18 protein-coding genes are annotated in these 18,231 nt (G+C 41.3%); 7 read left to right on the forward strand and 11 right to left on the reverse strand.

The features are described 5' to 3' along the window. Positions 1-25: 25 nt before the first annotated feature. Positions 26-1,426, reverse strand: a complete 1,401-nt coding sequence (gene pepV, locus ABG082_RS13620; protein ID WP_061419946.1) for a dipeptidase PepV — start codon at positions 1,424-1,426, stop codon at positions 26-28. A 94-nt stretch (positions 1,427-1,520) separates the two neighbouring features. On the opposite strand from pepV, the gene ABG082_RS13625 reads away from it, so the two are divergent. Together ABG082_RS13625 and ABG082_RS13630 are read left to right on the forward strand one after the other, a co-directional pair. Then, positions 1,521-2,819 carry an NCS2 family permease gene (locus ABG082_RS13625; protein WP_017358329.1) on the forward strand — a complete coding sequence of 433 codons (1,299 nt, stop codon included), beginning with the start codon at positions 1,521-1,523 and terminating at the stop codon, positions 2,817-2,819. A 369-nt stretch (positions 2,820-3,188) separates the two neighbouring features. Continuing rightward, positions 3,189-3,410: a DeoR family transcriptional regulator gene (locus tag ABG082_RS13630; protein WP_008356419.1), complete on the forward strand. Its 222-nt coding sequence runs from the start codon at positions 3,189-3,191 to the stop codon at positions 3,408-3,410. A gap of 67 nt (positions 3,411-3,477) precedes the next feature. Here ABG082_RS13630 and ABG082_RS13635 read toward each other — a convergent pair whose 3' ends face one another. Beyond that, positions 3,478-4,194: a pseudouridine synthase gene (locus ABG082_RS13635; protein ID WP_017367874.1), complete on the reverse strand. Its 717-nt coding sequence runs from the start codon at positions 4,192-4,194 to the stop codon at positions 3,478-3,480. Between the two features lie 16 nt (positions 4,195-4,210). After that, the gene (locus tag ABG082_RS13640; protein ID WP_019743707.1) at positions 4,211-5,833 is read right to left on the reverse strand and encodes a polysaccharide biosynthesis protein; all 1,623 of its coding nucleotides are present in this window, start codon (positions 5,831-5,833) and stop codon (positions 4,211-4,213) included. 175 nt (positions 5,834-6,008) lie between these two features. Here ABG082_RS13640 and ABG082_RS13645 point away from each other — a divergent pair, with 175 nt between their 5' ends. The 4 genes from ABG082_RS13645 to ABG082_RS13660 all read left to right on the forward strand — a co-directional run bounded on the left by ABG082_RS13645 (position 6,009) and on the right by ABG082_RS13660 (position 9,805). Continuing rightward, complete coding sequence (locus tag ABG082_RS13645) at positions 6,009-7,280, forward strand: NAD(P)/FAD-dependent oxidoreductase (RefSeq protein WP_019743706.1); 1,272 nt, start codon at positions 6,009-6,011, stop codon at positions 7,278-7,280. Further along, positions 7,277-7,474: a hypothetical protein gene (locus ABG082_RS13650; protein WP_019743705.1), complete on the forward strand. Its 198-nt coding sequence runs from the start codon at positions 7,277-7,279 to the stop codon at positions 7,472-7,474. The genes ABG082_RS13645 and ABG082_RS13650 overlap by 4 nt, the downstream gene beginning before the upstream one ends. Before the next feature lie 140 nt (positions 7,475-7,614). Then, complete coding sequence (locus ABG082_RS13655) at positions 7,615-9,147, forward strand: BCCT family transporter (RefSeq protein WP_019743704.1); 1,533 nt, start codon at positions 7,615-7,617, stop codon at positions 9,145-9,147. Between the two features lie 133 nt (positions 9,148-9,280). Then, positions 9,281-9,805 (forward strand): CbrC family protein, encoded by a 525-nt coding sequence (locus ABG082_RS13660; RefSeq protein ID WP_046344252.1) that lies wholly within the window; start codon positions 9,281-9,283, stop codon positions 9,803-9,805. Positions 9,806-9,987: 182 nt separating this feature from the next. Here the strand turns inward: ABG082_RS13660 and ABG082_RS13665 are convergent, their stop codons facing one another. The 7 genes from ABG082_RS13665 to ABG082_RS13695 all read right to left on the reverse strand — a co-directional run bounded on the left by ABG082_RS13665 (position 9,988) and on the right by ABG082_RS13695 (position 15,271). After that, positions 9,988-10,170: a sporulation protein Cse60 gene (locus tag ABG082_RS13665; protein ID WP_003217582.1), complete on the reverse strand. Its 183-nt coding sequence runs from the start codon at positions 10,168-10,170 to the stop codon at positions 9,988-9,990. Positions 10,171-10,271: 101 nt separating this feature from the next. Next, positions 10,272-10,583 (reverse strand): rhodanese-like domain-containing protein, encoded by a 312-nt coding sequence (locus tag ABG082_RS13670; RefSeq protein WP_008343023.1) that lies wholly within the window; start codon positions 10,581-10,583, stop codon positions 10,272-10,274. Between the two features lie 54 nt (positions 10,584-10,637). Next, positions 10,638-11,321: a YesL family protein gene (locus tag ABG082_RS13675; protein WP_046344254.1), complete on the reverse strand. Its 684-nt coding sequence runs from the start codon at positions 11,319-11,321 to the stop codon at positions 10,638-10,640. Positions 11,322-11,345: 24 nt separating this feature from the next. After that, the gene (locus ABG082_RS13680) at positions 11,346-12,635 is read right to left on the reverse strand and encodes a Gfo/Idh/MocA family oxidoreductase (RefSeq protein ID WP_282833729.1); all 1,290 of its coding nucleotides are present in this window, start codon (positions 12,633-12,635) and stop codon (positions 11,346-11,348) included. An 18-nt stretch (positions 12,636-12,653) separates the two neighbouring features. After that, positions 12,654-13,178: a lipoprotein YteS gene (locus ABG082_RS13685; RefSeq protein WP_270111644.1), complete on the reverse strand. Its 525-nt coding sequence runs from the start codon at positions 13,176-13,178 to the stop codon at positions 12,654-12,656. Further along, complete coding sequence (locus tag ABG082_RS13690; RefSeq protein ID WP_046344260.1) at positions 13,175-14,287, reverse strand: glycoside hydrolase family 105 protein; 1,113 nt, start codon at positions 14,285-14,287, stop codon at positions 13,175-13,177. The genes ABG082_RS13685 and ABG082_RS13690 overlap by 4 nt, the downstream gene beginning before the upstream one ends. Positions 14,288-14,305: 18 nt before the next feature. Beyond that, positions 14,306-15,271 (reverse strand): sugar ABC transporter permease, encoded by a 966-nt coding sequence (locus ABG082_RS13695; protein WP_046344262.1) that lies wholly within the window; start codon positions 15,269-15,271, stop codon positions 14,306-14,308. A 231-nt stretch (positions 15,272-15,502) separates the two neighbouring features. On the opposite strand from ABG082_RS13695, the gene ABG082_RS13700 reads away from it, so the two are divergent. After that, the gene (locus ABG082_RS13700) at positions 15,503-17,803 is read left to right on the forward strand and encodes a helix-turn-helix domain-containing protein (RefSeq protein WP_008343018.1); all 2,301 of its coding nucleotides are present in this window, start codon (positions 15,503-15,505) and stop codon (positions 17,801-17,803) included. A 35-nt stretch (positions 17,804-17,838) separates the two neighbouring features. Here the strand turns inward: ABG082_RS13700 and ABG082_RS13705 are convergent, their stop codons facing one another. Further along, on the reverse strand, positions 17,839-18,210 hold the full coding sequence (locus ABG082_RS13705; protein ID WP_008343017.1) for a helix-turn-helix domain-containing protein: 372 nt from the start codon (positions 18,208-18,210) through the stop codon (positions 17,839-17,841). Between the last annotated feature and the right edge of the window lie 21 nt (positions 18,211-18,231).

Here is an 18,231-nt window from a genome sequence, read left to right on the forward strand (position 1 = left end):
TGAATCCCCTCTTCTCTTTTCTTTCTTATTTCGCCAATTCATACATGGCTTGTGCATATAGCGCAGTTGCTCGTAGTAAATCATCGATTTCGATATATTCATCCTTTTGGTGTGCGCAATCAGGTCTTCCAGGGAATAGAGGGCCAAAAGCAACACCTGCTTCTAATGACCTTGCATACGTTCCTCCCCCAATTGCAATAAGATGGGCAGGATCTCCTGTTTGTTCTTCGTAGACACGCTGTAATGTTTTCACAAGTGGATGGTCTTTTGAGACGTGATGAGGAGGACTGTCATCAAATTTCTCAATCGCTGCCCCTTTTATTCGTTCAATCCCTTTTTTGACTTCCTCACCGTCCGCAGTTACGGGATAGCGGACATTCAGCCCAAGCTTCGCTTCTTCGTTTTGCGAATAGCGGATTGTACCAACATTCAACGTCAAGTCACCACTAATATCATCCTTACAAGCGATACCGAGTTTTTGTCCTCTTGTGTCTTGATCAAATAAAGCATTTATTTGTGATGTAAAAGCGAGCCCTCTTTCATCTAATTCATGCGCACATAAGAAATTCGCCATATGAATGCCCGCATTTGTGCCATTCGCCGGCTCCATTGCATGAACTGATACACCTTTTAATGTGAATGTCAGTCCATCTGCTGTATGGTTTGCCTCACCGGTTAACTGATTTTCCGCAAGATAGGCTGTAAAAGCCGTTTTTAATGCTTCAGCATCGTGATCGTTTGCTGCTGCCACAATTGCGCGAGCCTCATCTGGGACCATATTGAGACGCATGCCTGATGTGAATTGCTTGAGGATGTAACGCTTGTTTTCTTCTGATTGTTCGTATGTAAAGGATACGATGGCATCTATGATCCCTTTTTCAGCATGAATAATTGGAAAATCAGCATCTGGTGCAAACCCAATTTGTGGCATCGCCTCATGCTTGAAATAGTGATCGACGCAGCGCCAATCGCTTTCTTCATCTGTGCCAATGATGATTCGAATCTTTTTCGACAGCGGCAGACCGGCATCTTTTAACATTTTCAATGCGTAAAACGCCGCCATGGTCGGCCCTTTATCATCAATGGCTCCTCTTGCAAAGATTTTATTTTCTCTTATGTCCGCTGAAAATGGTGGGGTTGTCCAGTCGTCACCCGCAGGCACGACATCCACATGGCATAGCACACCGACGATGTCTTCGCCTTCTCCATATTCAATATGACCAGCATAACCATCAACATTTTTCACTTTGAAGCCCTCGTCCTGCCCTTTTTTGAGCATATACTGAAGAGCCTCATCCACTTTTTCACCGAACGGTTTTCCTTCTGTGCCGCCTTCTTCATCCAAGACACTTTCAATTTGTAAAAAAGATTGTGTATCTTGAATCAAACTGTCTTTTTTTCGTATGACTTCTGCTTCCCAATTCATTTTTCCATTCCTCCTTGAAAAAAGGTTGCAATCCACCCTTAAAACGAATATTATATTAAGTGTTTTGTAATAATGTTCGTAAATGGAGGATTTTATGTTTCAGTTAAAAGAGAACCAAACCAACATAAAGAAAGAATTACTCGCTGGTATGACGACATTTTTTACGATGGTATATATTGTAGCCGTCAATCCAGGAATCCTTTCAGATGCAGGCATTCCTTTTGACCAAGTCTTTACTGCAACCATTATCGCTGCTGTTGTCGGTACACTCTGGATGGCACTCTTTGCAAATTATCCAATTGCCATTGCACCAGGTATGGGGCTGAATGTCTATTTCACCGTCACTGTTGTCGGTGGTGGGGGTCTCAGCTATCAAACAGCATTTAGTGCGGTATTTGTTGCTGGAATACTCTTTATTATTTTATCGTTAACATCCCTTAGAAAACAACTCATTGAGGCGATTCCAGATAATTTAAAGTACGGGATTACAGCAGGTATCGGATTATTTATTGCATTCATTGGGCTAAGACAGTCTGGAATCATCACTGCTGATCCACAAAATCTTGTGAAGCTTGGCAATTTAAGCTCACCTGTTGTCATTTTGACACTCGTTGGTTTAATGATTTCTGTCATATTAATGGTTCTTCAAGTGAATGGAGCGCTGTTTATTGGCATGTTAGCAACCACATTAATTGCACTTGCAACAGGCCAGCTTCATTTTCCTAAAGTGCTAGTGGATACCCCAGCACTGCCTGAAGGAATGCTGATTACAAATCCATTCGCTGCGTTTGGCGATGTATTTTCCCATCACTTGTATGCTGTTGTCTTCTCCTTTTTACTTGTGACGATTTTTGATACAACAGGAACAATGATCGGGGTTGCGGAACAAGCAGGTTTAATGAAAAATGGTCAGCTCCCAAAAGTACGCAGAGCCTTACTTGCTGACTCTGCTGCGACGACAATTGGCTCAATGTTTGGAACAAGCCCAACCACAGCTTACATTGAATCATCATCAGGAGTTGCTGCTGGCGGAAGAACTGGACTGACCTCTTTAACCGTTGCTGCATTGTTTATTGTGGCCTTGTTTTTTGGTCCACTCGTTCAAGCCATTTCGTCTTTGCCGTCCATCACTTCACCTGTCTTAATCATTGTCGGCTGTTTGATGATGAATTCAGTGTCACGTATTCGCTGGAATGAGCTTGACGAAGCATTTCCTGCTTTTCTTGTGATTCTTTCCATGCCGCTGACATCTAGCATCTCTACTGGGATTTCACTAGGATTTATTTCATATCCTCTTGTGAAGCTGGCAAAAGGAAAATGGAAAGAAGTGCATATTCTTGTGCTCATTTTTGCCGTCTTATTTTTCGTGCAGCTCTTTTTCTTAGAAGGATAACCAAAATAAAAAGACACATTTCTCATTTGAATGTGTCTTTTTTGTATAAATGATTTTTTATTTTGTAAATTTTCTGTGTTTATTTTTTGATCTTTCTTAAGTGATAAACTTCTTTATACGCCTTGTGTTTATTGGGTTGTAACCGGATTCAAATCATGATATATAACATAATTTCATTCATGAAGACAAGTTTAAAAACACGTAAAGTTGACTTTTTGGTGGAACTAGATGCATAATAACGTGTATAATAGAATAAAACATTAAGAAACACGAACATTTACCATTGTTGCATGTCCTTATGTCGCAGTTTTAGTGTAGTAAGTTGTGGTTAGTCAAGTCCATCCGATCTTATTGATAGGGAGTGGTTTTTTGAAACCTTCAACAAACCGTATGATGACTCGAATAAAATCAGTTTATATGTTCATTCAAGAGAAAGGTCTTGTGACGACACAAGAGCTGGTTGATGAATTCGGGATCACACCTAGAACCATCCAAAGAGACTTAAACGTGCTTGCCTATAACGATCTTGTTCATAGTCCAAGCAGAGGCAAATGGGAAACAACGAGAAAAAAAGTAAAAATATCATCATAAGCGAATAATGAACTTCCATATAACAAAAAGAACCGGCGATATGCCGGTTCTTTTCATTTTCTCTATATTAATCACGATTGATTAAGCTGTCTAACTCTTCCTCCGTCAATTCACGGTATTCTCCTGGCGCCAAATCTTCGTCTAATGAAACAGCCCCCATCGAGAGCCGTTTTAAAAAGATCACTTCATTGCCCACTGCTTGTGCCATCAGCTTCACTTGATGGTATTTCCCTTCAGTAATCGTTAAACGGATCCGTGTATCTGCCTCTTGGTTGGCATCTACTTCAACCTTCGCCGGCTTCGTCCGGTAGTCGTCTAAAATCACAACTCCCTCTTCAAGACGAGTGATGTCTTGATCTCCAAGCGGGTATTTTAGATGAACTTCATACGTTTTCGGGACATGCTTTTTCGGAGATAGCAATTGATGAGCAAGCTGGCCGTCATTTGTAAGGAGGAGGAGACCGACTGTATCCTTATCCAGTCTCCCCACAGGGAATGGCTCCCTTGCAATATCCTCTGGCTCTAGTAGATCAACAACCGTCTCATCTCGCAGATCCTCCGTTGCTGAAATGACACCGTCTGGCTTGTTCATCATGAGATAAATGAATTCTTTATACTCTACACGCTCTCCATGCACGAGCACTTCATCATTTGTTGGATCGACATGATCTTTCACCTGCTTCGCCACTTCTCCATTCACTGTGACGGCCCGGGCCTTGACCAGCTTCTTTACATCTTTCCTTGAACCAAAGCCGGTATTGGCCAGCAATTTATCAAGCCTCATGCTTCTCCACCTCTTCTTAACTCTTTTTTCTTAAAAATGACGGCATCCGGCTGCCAAGTACACGCTCTAACAATCCAACTTTATAAGATAAGAACATATACACACCGCCGCCAGTAATCATTGAAATCAAAATAACAATACCAGCTTGTACGATTCCACCTTCATATGAAATGACTTGACTCACAAGCTGACATGTCACATAAGCCACTACAGCCATGATTGCCGTTAAAATACCAATTAAAATAAACCGTTTGAAAATCCTGCGGAACGAATAGCCTGCATGGCGCTTGATCATGATGAACATATACAAAATCGAGGCACTGTAGCCTAATGCCGTTGCAAGCACAGAACCGTTTCCTTGCAGCCAGCTAATCAGCGGGATATTAAGAACCGTTTTAATGATAATCCCTAACAAAAGACTGACGATCGCAAATTTTTGTTTGTTAATCCCTTGTAAAATGGCTGCATTAATGGTGAATAAAGAAAACAATAACGCAACAGGTGCATACCAAAACAAAATAGAAGTTCCAATCTCAGGATGCACAGATGGATAGAAAAACCAATAAACTGGTCCAGCCAATGCCGAGATACCAAATGAAGCAGGCAGAACGAAGAATAGAATGACCTGCATCGTTTGATCAATTTGCCGATTTAACAGCTTGTAATTACGTGCTGTAAAGGATTCCGTAATGGTTGGAATCAATGTTAAACCAAATGCAGTTGCAAGTGACACAGGAATCATGACGAGCTTCGGTAAATATAACGTCACAATAGACAGGACCGCTGTACTAATATCCTGATGTCCTGATGCAATCATCGCTCTGTTAATTGTATTTGTATCAATATAAGAATAAATCGGAATGGCAAGCCCAACAAACACATAGGGTGCTGCATAACTGAACAGCTCTGTAAACATTTGCTTATAAGATAATCCAGAATAGTCCCCTGTATTCGGCTGCATTGCCAAAAGTCGATCTTTCCGCTTCAGCCAATATAAATAAAGCGTAAATAGACCGCCAAACGCACCAATGAGTGCGGCAAATGTGGCATAACCAACCGCAATAACAAGACCACCGTCAAGCACTTTTAAAATGATAAACGTCGCTGTTAATAGGAAGATGATTCTGACAAGTTGTTCGATGACTTGGGAAACAGCTGTCGGGCCCATCATCGAGTGCCCTTGGAAAAACCCTCGCACAAGACTCATAATGGGTACAACCAATAGACCCAAACTGACCATCCGAATCACATAAACCACTTGATCGACCGTCAAACCGCCCGTTTCATTCGATCCTCCAAGCTGAATCTTGGCGAAAATCGGTGCGGTCAAATATAAAATAGAAAAGGCGATAATACCGGTGACAAGCATGACCGACATACCCGCCCTGAACATTTTTCTTGTTGTCTCATAATCGCCGATTGCATTATATTTAGAGACGAATTTCGATACCGCTGTTGGAAAACCGAGCGTAGCAATACTTAAAAAGATCGTATACTGATTGTATCCATATTGGAATAGCGCACCACCAGTCGCTCCGACCATTGCGCTAAATGGAATTAAGTAAATCATACCAAGAATACGAGAGAGATAAGTCCCAATCGTTAAAACCAACGTACCACGAAGCAGTTTATTAGACATGCGCTTAACCACCATTTTTCTAATGAATATTCAACTTAACTATTTTAACACATCATTTCATCGCACAGGTAACAAATCCAATACAGAAGTCACAAAACCAATCAATTCATATTTCAGCCTTCCCCAATCTTCGTTATAATAGAGAAATGACTGAAAGTAGAAAGAGGAATGTAACATGAAACATTATGATGTCATTGTCATTGGCGGTGGACCTTCTGGACTGATGGCCGCGATTGCATCGGCAGAACACGGTGCATCGGTTCTGTTAATTGACAAAGGAAACAAACTTGGCAGAAAGCTCGCCATTTCTGGCGGTGGACGCTGCAATGTGACCAATCGCCTTCCAGTAGAAGAAATCATCAAGCATATTCCCGGAAACGGCCGTTTTCTATATAGTGCATTTTCTGAGTTCAATAACGAGGATATTATTTCGTTCTTTGAAAATCTAGGTATTGAACTAAAAGAAGAAGACCATGGACGTATGTTCCCTGTCTCAAACAAAGCACAATCTGTTGTGGATGCCCTATTAGATAGGCTCCGCGTGCTCAATGTGACCATTCGAACGAATGAAAAGATTAAAACCGTTCTGTATCAAGACGGACAAGCAGCTGGAATTGTTACAAATAATGATGAAAAAATTTCAAGTCATGCCGTTGTCATTGCTGTTGGCGGGAAAAGTGTGCCGCATACAGGCTCTACTGGCGATGGCTATGCATGGGCAGAAGCCGCTGGTCATACCATTACAGAGCTCTTCCCAACAGAAGTACCCGTCACGTCAGACGAGCGTTTTATTAAGGACAAAGTGCTTCAAGGTCTTTCATTAAGAAGTGTGGCCGTGAGTGTTTTAAATAAAAAAGGAAAACCCGTCGTCACTCATGTCATGGATATGATCTTTACACACTTTGGCTTATCAGGTCCTGCCGTTCTGAGATGCAGCGGATTTGTTGTGAAGGAACTGAAAAAGCAACCGGCCGTCCGTCTTCAAATTGACTTATACCCAAAGCTCAATGACGAGGAGCTATTCCAAAAGCTTCATCGCGATCTAAAAGATGAACCAAAAAAAGCCATTAAAAATGTCCTGAAATCTTGGATGCAAGAGCGCTATTTATTGTTCCTTTTAGAACGAAATGGCATTGATCCGCAGGAGACATTTTCTGGTCTCGCTAAAGATAAACTGCGCGCTTTTGCTCATGATTGTAAACATTTCATCGTCCATGCAAATGGGACGCTTTCTTTAGATAAAGCCTTTGTTACAGGAGGCGGCGTTTCTGTCAAAGAAATTGAACCGAAGAAAATGGCATCCAAAAAAATGAACGGTCTTTATTTCTGCGGAGAAATTTTAGATATTCACGGTTACACAGGCGGTTACAATATTACGTCAGCACTTGTGACAGGCAGGTTAGCTGGCATGAATGCCGCACTAGAAGTAAAGGAGAGATTCCAATGATTAGACGCGCACTTCCGATTGTCCTTGCAGTTGTCATTAGTTTGACAGCCGCTTTCTTTATGAAGCTGTCCATTACCCCGTTAAAAGTCGCCATTGTTTTAGCGTTTACGATTTTCGCTGTTTGTTTAAAAGAATATGTCTACCGTCTGCGCAAACGAATTGAAGAAAAGTCATCTTCACATATCGATGGTTGATAAATGGAAGGAAAACATGTTACGGTAAAATAGAGGTCGAGTGAGAAACTCGCCTCTTTTTGTTTGAAAATAGTTGAGACAGGGGATATTAAATTAAATCCTCTGCTTAAACGTGTAGAACAACAGGAGAGTGAGATGGTGTGAAAAACGTATCAAGTGTATTTTGGATTGTGATTGCTATCACATTTATTGCCGTTCTATGGGGAGCCCTTTCTCCAGATACGCTGCAAAATGTGACAGATCAAATTCAAACATACATTACAAATGACTTTGGCTGGTATTATTTATTAGTCGTATCGCTGCTAGTCGGCTTTTGTCTATTCTTTATCTTTAGCCCTATCGGAAAAATTACGTTAGGAAAGCCAGGTGAAGAGCCTGAATTTGGTCTTTTTTCTTGGTTCGCCATGCTGTTTAGTGCTGGAATGGGCATTGGGCTTGTTTTTTACGGAGCCGCTGAACCGATCAGCCACTTTGCCATTCAATCCCCAACAGGCGAGACGGAAAATGCACAAGCCTTCCGTGATTCCCTTCGTTATACCTTTTTCCACTGGGGACTTCATGCATGGGCCATTTATGCAATTGTCGCCCTTTGCATTGCATACTTTAAATTTAGAAAAGATGCACCTGGATTAATCAGTTCCACCTTATACCCAGTATTCGGAAACAGAATTCATGGATGGATTGGAAAAACCATTGATTGCATCGCAGTATTTGCAACGGTGGTCGGTGTAGCTACTAGTTTAGGACTAGGTGCCGCACAAATTAATGGCGGATTAAACTATTTATTTGGAATTCCAAATAACTTCCTGACTCAGCTCATCATTATTGCAATCGTCACGGTCCTGTTCCTTCTCTCTGCTTGGAGCGGTATTGGTAAAGGGATTAAATATTTAAGTAACACAAACATGATTCTTGCTGCTTTACTCATGTTCTTTTTACTCATTGTTGGACCAACTGTGTATATTTTAAATTCATTTACTGATTCAATCGGACAATACTTATCAAATATTGTACAGATGAGCTTTAGATTATCACCAAATGATCCAGAAAAGAGAGAATGGATTAATGGATGGACCATCTTCTATTGGGCATGGTGGATCTCTTGGTCGCCATTTGTCGGTATTTTTATTGCAAGGGTTTCACGCGGGAGAACCATTCGAGAATTTTTAATTGGTGTCTTAGTGGCTCCTTCCATCCTCGTGTTCCTTTGGTTCTCGATCTTTGGTGTATCTGCAATGGACTTACAACAGAACAATATCGTCGATGTTGCAAACATGTCTACTGAAACGATGCTGTTTGGTGTTTTAAATGAATACCCACTCGCCATGATTACATCCATTCTGGCACTGATTTTAATTGCGGTATTCTTTATCACATCAGCAGACTCAGCTACATTCGTTCTCGGAATGCAGACAACCTATGGATCATTAAATCCAGCGAATAGTGTAAAGATCAGCTGGGGTATTATCCAGTCAGCAGTAGCGGCAGTGCTCTTATTTTCAGGCGGTCTTCAGGCCTTGCAAAACACAGCCAAACTCGCTGCTTTACCGTTCTCTGTTGTCATCATTTTAATGATTGTATCCCTGTACAAATCATTAAATGAAGAACGAAGAGCGATTAAACAAGCAAATAAGTACAATAAACCAAGAAGTCCAAGAGTAAAAAAAGCATAATCATCACAAGAGAAAAGTCGTTCCTCATCCGAACGGCTTTTTTTCTCGTTGAAATAATTGAAGATTGTCATGACATCGCGTATTCCGATAAAATAGTGTTGAATCATCACTTTTCTACATAATGGAGGTTTATATGACGTTACCTACGTTCAAGTACAACCCAGACCCAGTTTCATTACATGTGATTAAAAAAGAGCAGACGATATGCCCCGTTTGTGCGAAAGAACGAGATTATGTATATCATGGTCCTTTTTATTCTGTTGAAGACGTTTCTGGCATTTGTCCTTGGTGCATTAAAGATGGATCAGCTGCTCAAACATATAATGGAATGTTTCAAGACGATGTGAGTTGTGATGACGTCGATCATGAAGAATATATAGATGAACTGATCTTCAGAACGCCGGGTTACCGCGGATGGCAGCAGGAATATTGGTTAAGCCATTGCGGGGATTTTTGCGCGATTGTGCAGTATGTTGGATGGAAAGAGATTGAGCATTTAGAGGAAGAACTCTCAGAGGATATTGAAGAGATTTGCAGTGGTGGACATTTCACAAAAGAGAACTTGAAACAATGGCTCGTGAACGGAGGAGACTTGCAAGGCTACCTCTTTCAATGCGTTCAATGCAAAAAGCATCGTTTACATATTGATGCTAGTTGATCATGGCAAAAGGACCTTTATTTTAGCCCTTTTTCTTTTCAGCGTGATAGAAAACCTTTGCAGACTAGGAAGGACGAGTACTGGCGCGGAGCGAATTTCACATTCGTGAGCACCAGCACGCAGGACTGACAACGAATGCGAGGGTTTGTCTACACGCTGAAAGGACCCTTCAGCAGGTCCTTTTATTTTTTATATAAAATGAGCGCTGAAAAACAGTAGAGCTGCTCTCCTCCTTGCTCACAGATCACCGCCACATTGTATTTGATGTCAATAATTTGGTCGTCGTCCATTCCTTTTAAAAAAAGATTGATTTCGCTTTGCAAATCTTTCTCGTGTTCTTCATCAAATACAGCTACCTTCAGCACATATGCCACTCTCCCTTCTCTTGCTACTCTATTTTTATGCAAATAGAGACGGACATATGAACAAAAAAAGCCTTCCATCTTGTCGATGAAAGGACTTCTTTTTACAGTTTCGGTTTTGTTTCTCCTGTCCATGCAAGCATGCCGCCAACGACATTGGTTGCTTGATAGCCTTGGTCTTCTAAGAAATAGCAGACATTCTCACTGCGTTTACCAGAACGGCAAATAATATAATACTCTTGCGTCTTATCAAACGCATCTAGCTTCTCAGGAATATCCCCCATTCGAATATGGACTGCCTCTGGAATCATGCCTTCTGCTACCTCTTCATCCTCACGCACATCGACGAGCTGAATGGCTTCTTCTTGCGCTAGTTTTTGCTTTAATTCTTCTATTGAAATTTCTTTTACTGACACGACTCTCATCTCTCCTTTTAATCACGGTGACACCATTATAGCAAATCATACACATCACTGCGTATTCACCCGCTTGGATTGAAGGAAAGACGGGAATCGTTTCTTCACATCAACTGCCGGCTGCTCGCTTTCAAACTCTATCTTTTTAAACACTTGATAGGCTAGCCACATGTGGCCATATGCGAGAATGCTGATGCTAAAAAACGGCACGATCCCTGGCAAATAAGCAAATAGGATAAAGAGAACAGCCGAGAAAACGAGCATAGAGAGCGTATATTGCAAATACGAGATGCCAAGCAGAAGGGAAAATTTCAAATAAAGACGCTTTTTCCAATCATAATGAGCCAGCAGCGGAAAGATATAAAACAGGCTGACAATAAACAGAAAACCAAAGATATAGATCGCAAAGCGAAGCACGTGTAAAAACCAACTCGTTGGATAAATATAAGCAAGGTCTACATAAATAATCGTCCCGATGATGACCAGCACCACTCCAATGACATTAGAGCGTACAAATTCTTCGCGGTATACCTTCCAAAAGGTTTGAAAGACGCTCATTTGCTCATGCCCTTGTATCCACTTTCTCATCACAGAAAATAACGCTGTTGTTGCAGGCATAAAGCCAAAGATCCCAAGCCCAAGTAAAGTGAACAAAAGCCATAACAAATTCGTATAGGCAAGTCTCATCACCCACTCACACATGCGCAGCATTCTGCTCATTGATCCATCATGATCCATCTCTCTTCCCTCCTCTCTTTCTCGTTACACCATCTCTTTTTGAAACAATTCTTCTATTTCAATCGGGCGTTTTTCTGCAACTGATCGCCACATGCCTTCGCCAAGTGCAATGGAATAAGCACCCGCCTCTGCTCCTGCCGAAATGTCATAAGGAATGAGCGGATCTTTTCCTAAAAATAAATCTGCTAATAATAGCGGATCTCCACCTCCATGACCCCCTGATTGCTTCACAACTTCAATCGTTTCTTTTCCACCAAACATCGGGTAGTATGCAATTGTCTGTTCAGGGAATTGAAAAGGGATTCTCGATGGCACATGAAACTCATTTGTTTCAATCCGTCCCTTCGTCCCGTTAATCGCAAGCCGGTAGCCTTCATATGGCGCTGAAAATTGAATCGAGTAACTTAACAAAGCTCCCTGATCATAAGCCACTGACGCCACGTATGTATCCTCAATATCAATTTCTTGATCAAAAATACAGGCATCCGGGCGATAATTCGAGTATTGCTTTGACTGCTGCTCACCTGATTCAATATGGTCATCCTCCACCTTTGAACGCTCTACCCGCGGATTCCACCTTGCTTCATAATGACAGGTATCTCTTACATGACAGGTTCCGCAATATCGATTCCCTTCACCCTGCAAAGGATTCCAAGGACTTTCATTCCCATAATAATTCAGTGCGCCATAGGCAAATACTTGCTTCGGCTTTTGATCAATCCACCAGTTGACCAAGTCAAAATGATGGGTCGATTTATGAATAGACAGTCCGCCAGAATATTGACGCGAGCGGTTCCACCTTTTGAAATAACTCGCTCCATGATACGTATCAATGAGCCAGCTTAACTCAACAGACGTGACCCTTCCAATCTTTCCATCTAAAATGAGCTCTTTTATCTTTCTGTGGAATGGATTGTAGCGATAATTAAAGGTGACGGTGACCTTCCCTTTGCTTTCTGCCTCTTTTTCCATCACCTGTTTGGCGTCTTTTGCTGTTGTGACCATCGGCTTTTCCGTTATGACATCCAGATCATGATCCAGTGCCTGCAGGATATATGTGACATGTGTATCATCTCGCCCCGCCACAATGACGATATCTGGTCTTGCTTCCTTCACCATCTGATCAAATGCATCCTCATGAAAAAATGAGACGCCCCTTAGTGATGGAAAACGCTCCTGACACAGTGTATACCGCTTCTCATCTACATCTAAGAGCCCTGTAATCCTGTAATGCTCATTGAAATCCTCGGTGAGCGGTTTGATAAACATATTGAAAGCACGGTGACTGAGCCCGCAAACGGCGACCCTTTTCACATTCCCCCACCCCTTTTTCTATTGGTTTTCACGAAGCTGCTTCATGAGAGACAGTGCCTGTTTAGATTTCTCCGCATACACAGGAATGAAGGCGACCATATCTCGGTGTAATCGAAAGGTATAGCCGTTTAGCTGCTTCGTTCCTTTCTTGATTTGGACCGCATAATCGACTGTATTTCCCGTCTTTGCATCTTCCACCGTATATGGTCCTTCCCCTTCGCCATCTACCCGCATCTCTTCAAGCAGCTGAAAGCTTTCAGGATCATCATATGTTCTAAACATTTCTTCCGGGACAAACATCACGTCCCCCTCTTTTGCAGTAATTTCAACAAGAAGTTTTTCAGGAATTGCAGGGAAGATGTGAACGTCGTATGTCTCCTGATTTGGCTGAAAAGCTTTCTCCACTAATTGGTCTTTCATTCCCTTTGACATGTCAGAAAAAATAAGGACATCAATTCCCTCTGTCTTCCCCTGACAGGCGGACAAATAAAAGGCAGCGATGAAACTTAAGAGCCATGCCGCAGCCCTTTGATGCCGCCTCATACCTTTTGAAACACAGACAGCTTTTCTAGTTCAGTTAACGCCATAATAAAAGCGCCTGCTCCATGCAAATCATTCGTGCTCCGCTCTCTGCCGACGTAATAATTATAAAAACCCGCAGATGTTCCAATACAAATGTCGTTCACCGTAAAATCGCCGTTGTCTTTTTCCTCCGTTTTATACTCAATCAACCCTTGATACGCTTTGACCACATGATCAACATATCGAAGACTGACATACCCTTCATTCATGGCTTTTGCCATCGCATACATGAATAGACATGACCCTGAGCTTTCAAGCCAGTTGTCGCTATGACTTCCTTTATCAATGATCTGATGCCATAGACCTGTTTCGTCGTCCTGATACTTTGCTACACTTTCAAGCATATCTGTCAGTGTGTCCTTCCACAATTTTCGTCCTTCATGACCTTCTGGCAAATCTTCGATCATATCGGCTAACGCAAGGACATACCAGCCAAAGGATCTTGCCCAAAATTCTGGGGAACAGCCCGTCTGTTGATCAGCCCATGGCATCACTTTCCGTTCATCCCATGCGTGATAGTAAAGGCCCGTTTTTTCATCTTTGGTATGCTTTCTCATGAGATGCTCTTGATGGATGACCATGTCCACCAGCTCCGATTCTCCTGTCAACTGGGCATACTTTAAAGCAAAAGGCCCACCCATATAAAGACCATCTAGCCACATTTGATAGGCATAATTGTCTTTATGCCAAAATCCGCCCTCAGACGTGCGATTCAGCGTCAGGTAAAGCCCCCGAAGCTTTTCTGCTGCCTTCACATACCGCTTCTCTCCCGTTCTTTCAATCAGCGGGAATAAAATGAGCCCTGCTTGAATGGCATCAAGCTCGTCTCTTCGGAATAACAGATTCCCATGGTCATCAATGAGTGAGTCTGCATAATTTTTCACATAATCAAAGTACGCCTCGTTTTCTGTTGCTTCGTAAAGCTTCATCACTCCGCAAAGGAAAACCCCTTGATGATAGTGCCACCTTCCAGCTGGCGGAAGTTCAATCGGTGTATACGCTTTCATTATTGTTTGTGCTAATTTCTCTGCATGCTCAAGCGGTGATCCCTTTTCAATCGATAATGTCATTGGTCTTCATCTCCCCTTTTAATAAATCCCTTCTTCTCCAAACTTCTTCGCTAAACGGTTCGCCATCATGACCAAAATAAGTCCAACGGCTGCTTTAAATAAACCAACAGCGGTACTATAGCTGAATTGTCCTTGCTTCAGACCAGCTGTATACACATACGTATCAAAAATCTCTGCAACTTCCCTGTTGGTCGCATTGAGTAATAAATAGACATGTTCAAATCCAAGCTCTAACGTATCACCGATTTTTAAAATGAGCAGTACAACAATGACACTTTTAATCGCAGGAAGGGTGATATGCCACATTTGTCTGAGTCTGCCGGCTCCATCCATTTTTGCTGCTTCGTATAGCTGCGGATCTACTGCTGTAATCGCTGCAAGATAAATAATGGTTGACCAACCCGCTTCTCTCCAGATTACCTGCAAAATGTACATGGGTCTAAACCATTCTTGACTAAGAAGGAAGTTAATCTTTTCTCCTCCGAAGAAAGCAATCAATTCATTGATTAACCCGCCATCTACCGTTAACAAAACAAAAGATAAGGACACGACAATCACCCATGACATGAAGTGAGGAATATAAATCATTGTCTGAACAAATTTCTTAAACAGTGCCAATCTGACCTCGTTTAAAAGAAGGGCTAATAAGATCGGAATGGGAAAGAAAATCACGACATTCATGGCAAATAAAATGAGCGTATTTTTTAATAAGATGAAAAATGTTGGTTCTGTAAATAATCGAATAAAGTGTTTGAAGCCAACCCACTCACTGCCAAGAATTCCGAGAAACGGCTGGTAATCTTGAAAGGCAATGATCAGCCCCCACATAGGGACATATTTAAAGACAAGAAAATAAATGAGCCCTGGCAAAATCATTAAATACAGAAATTTTTGACTAAGCAATTGATTAAGTAAGCGCTTTCTCTTTTCTTTTTTCAAAGCTGCCGCAGGCACACCCTTGGCAGTGACATCCTGTGTTTTCACAGATAAAGCCTCCCCTCATGCTGATGCATGTGTTAACTGTATCTTAAGGATGAAAAATCCGTCTACAATCATATCATCAGATCATATTTACTCAGGGGAAGCTACTCAAAACGTTACATAAAACATAAGAAAATGATCCTAATCTCAGAAAATGATTATTGACAAACCTACCAGATTTTTGGATTAATAAACTAAGGGGAAAAGATTGTTTCGTTTGAAATGGGGGGTTTTATGAAAAGAAAGCAGTATAAATTTTATTACAAGCTGGTGACGTTTTTTTTCGTGCTTAGTACGATTCCTGTTATTATTGTCGGTATTTTTTCTTATCAGCATTCGCAAAAAACTGCACTCGAAAATATTTCAAATGAAAAGCTGGACAGCGTCAAACAAACGCAATCCAATATTGAGCATATTCTAAAGACAGTAGATCATTCTCTCACTCACTATGTCAGTTCGCCGCCTCTCCTTCAAACACTGGCAGAACCTTTAAATCCAGACCAATTCCAACTTTATAATCAAGTCCAGCAAGAACTGAATTACCTGCAAACCTTCGACACCGATCTCTCCAATATTACACTTGTTAGTAAAATGGAAGATTGGTATATGAACAATTCTGGTCTTTATCATGTCTCAAACGGGGATCAAGAGAAAGCGTTAACCTCTTACCTCAATATTCCGAGTCATTCCAGCTGGGCACTTGAAGAAAATAATCCACTTGTCTCAACAAAAGAAGGAAAGACATCCTTTTGCAAATACAATGTGAATTTAATCAAACAGCTTCCGATGAATAGTGTCCAAAAGAAGGGGATCGCCGTCGCCAGCATTCCAAGCTGCGTGATTGCTGACAACATGCCTGACTTCTCACAATCTGATAGTATGTTTGTCATTGATACAAACGGAAAAGTGCTGCTACATAATCGAAAAGAACAAATTGGTGACTCGTTAAAAAATCAAGATTTCGTCAAACATGTCCTGTCACTTGAAGAACGATCCGGACAATTTGATATGAAAATCGATGAACTAAACTATCAAGTTACGTTTCAAAAATCAGATTATAACGAATGGACATACTTATCCTTTGTCTCCATTCCCGAACTAAAGCAACAAACGAAATCAATCGGGTGGATCACCTTTATTATTTGCTTTATTTTGTTAGCGCTTTCATTATTATTTTCATGGTTTGGCTCTAGACACTTTTATAAACCGATTCGCTTATTATACGAATCCTTTGCACGTAATGAGTCGTTTTTGCATAAACAGCCTTTCCAAAATGAATTTGAGCTCATCGAATCGAGCATTAAACAAATGAAAGATCAAAACAATGATCTAGAGGAACGAATTGAACAGCAAGTGACACACTTACAGCAATACTTTATGGTGCGGCTGCTGCTTGGCAAGCTGACGGAAGAAGAGATTCACAACCGATTTCAAAGTCTAGGCTTTCCTCGTGACTGGTCCCATTTGTCCATGCTTGTGACCCAAATCGATACACTAAAAGGAACGCCGTATGAAAAAAAGGATGCAGACTTGCTTTTATTTGCGATAAATGGACTGATTGAGCAGATTATTCCGCTAGAGGAGCATCTTCAGCCAACCGTTGTCAATCAGCATCAAACGACGATTGTCCTCAATCAATCGAAGTCAGAAGAGGAATTTACTGAATATTTAAATCAATTAGCCGAAACAATTCAGCAGCGAATTGAGGAAGAGCTGGGCTTGTCGATCAGCATTGGGATCAGTCGCTCATTTAAAGAGCTCTCTATGGCCAAACATGCTTATATTGAGGGAAAAGAAGCCTTAAAATACAGGCTCAAAGCAGAGAAAAAATCCATTCTTTTATACGAACACATTCAGCAAGGAAAGACGTTTAAAACTCACTTCCCAAAACAGCTGCAACATGATTTATTCGATGCCATTAAAGCAGGCGATCAAGGCAAGGCAGATCACTATTTACATGTGCTTCTGCAATCCATTTTTTCTAAAAATGCTGGACCACATGAGTACCAGATTGCTCTCGCTCGTTTTTTAAACAATCTCATCGAGCTAATGCATTTGCTAGGCATTGAATTGTTTGAAGTCGAAGATAATAAAATGCTCTATGATACGATCTTTGAGTTTAAAACGTTTGAAGATACAGAAGCGTGGCTGAAACATGAGATCATTCGACCCATCATTGATCAGCTCGGCGCGCGTGAAGACTCTCAATATAAAAATATCTCAGAGAAAATCATTCATATCATTCATCAAGAATTTGACTCAGATCTGACATTGGACGAAATCGCTACACGCCTGCACTACAATCCAAATTATTTAAGTAGTATTTTTAGAAAAGAAATGGATATCTCCTTTAGTGAATATCTCTCGTCTTACAGACATCATGTCGCCAAAAACTGGTTGGTGGAGACGGATATGTCGGTGAAAGAAATTTCGGAAAAGCTAAAATACAAAAATCCGCAAAATTTCATCCGCTCCTTTAAAAAGCTGGAAGGCACGACGCCTGGAAAATACCGTGATCAGAAAAAAGGCACATAAAGCAAAGTCCCGCTCTCACAAGAAGCGGGACTTTTTTATTTAAACTGTTCATTTAGGATACTGTCTTCCAGCACTGAAAGCGGCTCGCCATACACTCGTTCAATATGGGCTGCCCCCCAATCACATAACGCATTCAAAATTCGCTCAAGTGACTGTCCGTATTCACTTAATTCATATTCCACTTTAGGCGGCACTTGTTCATATACAATACGGTTAATCACACCGTCATTTTCAAGCTCTCGCAGCTGCTGTGTGAGCATTTTTTGCGTGATATTTGGCATGAGGCGCTTCAGTTCACTCGTCCGCTTTTTCCCATGTGTTAAATGACATAAGATGACACACTTCCATTTCCCGCCGATCACCTCAAGCGTTGCCTCCACAGAGATATTATATTTCTTCTTTTCCAACGTCGCTTCACTCCTTTTGAT

The organism is Bacillus sp. BS1807G30 (assembly GCF_040047675.1).
GTDB classification, from domain to species: domain Bacteria; phylum Bacillota; class Bacilli; order Bacillales; family Bacillaceae; genus Bacillus; species Bacillus altitudinis.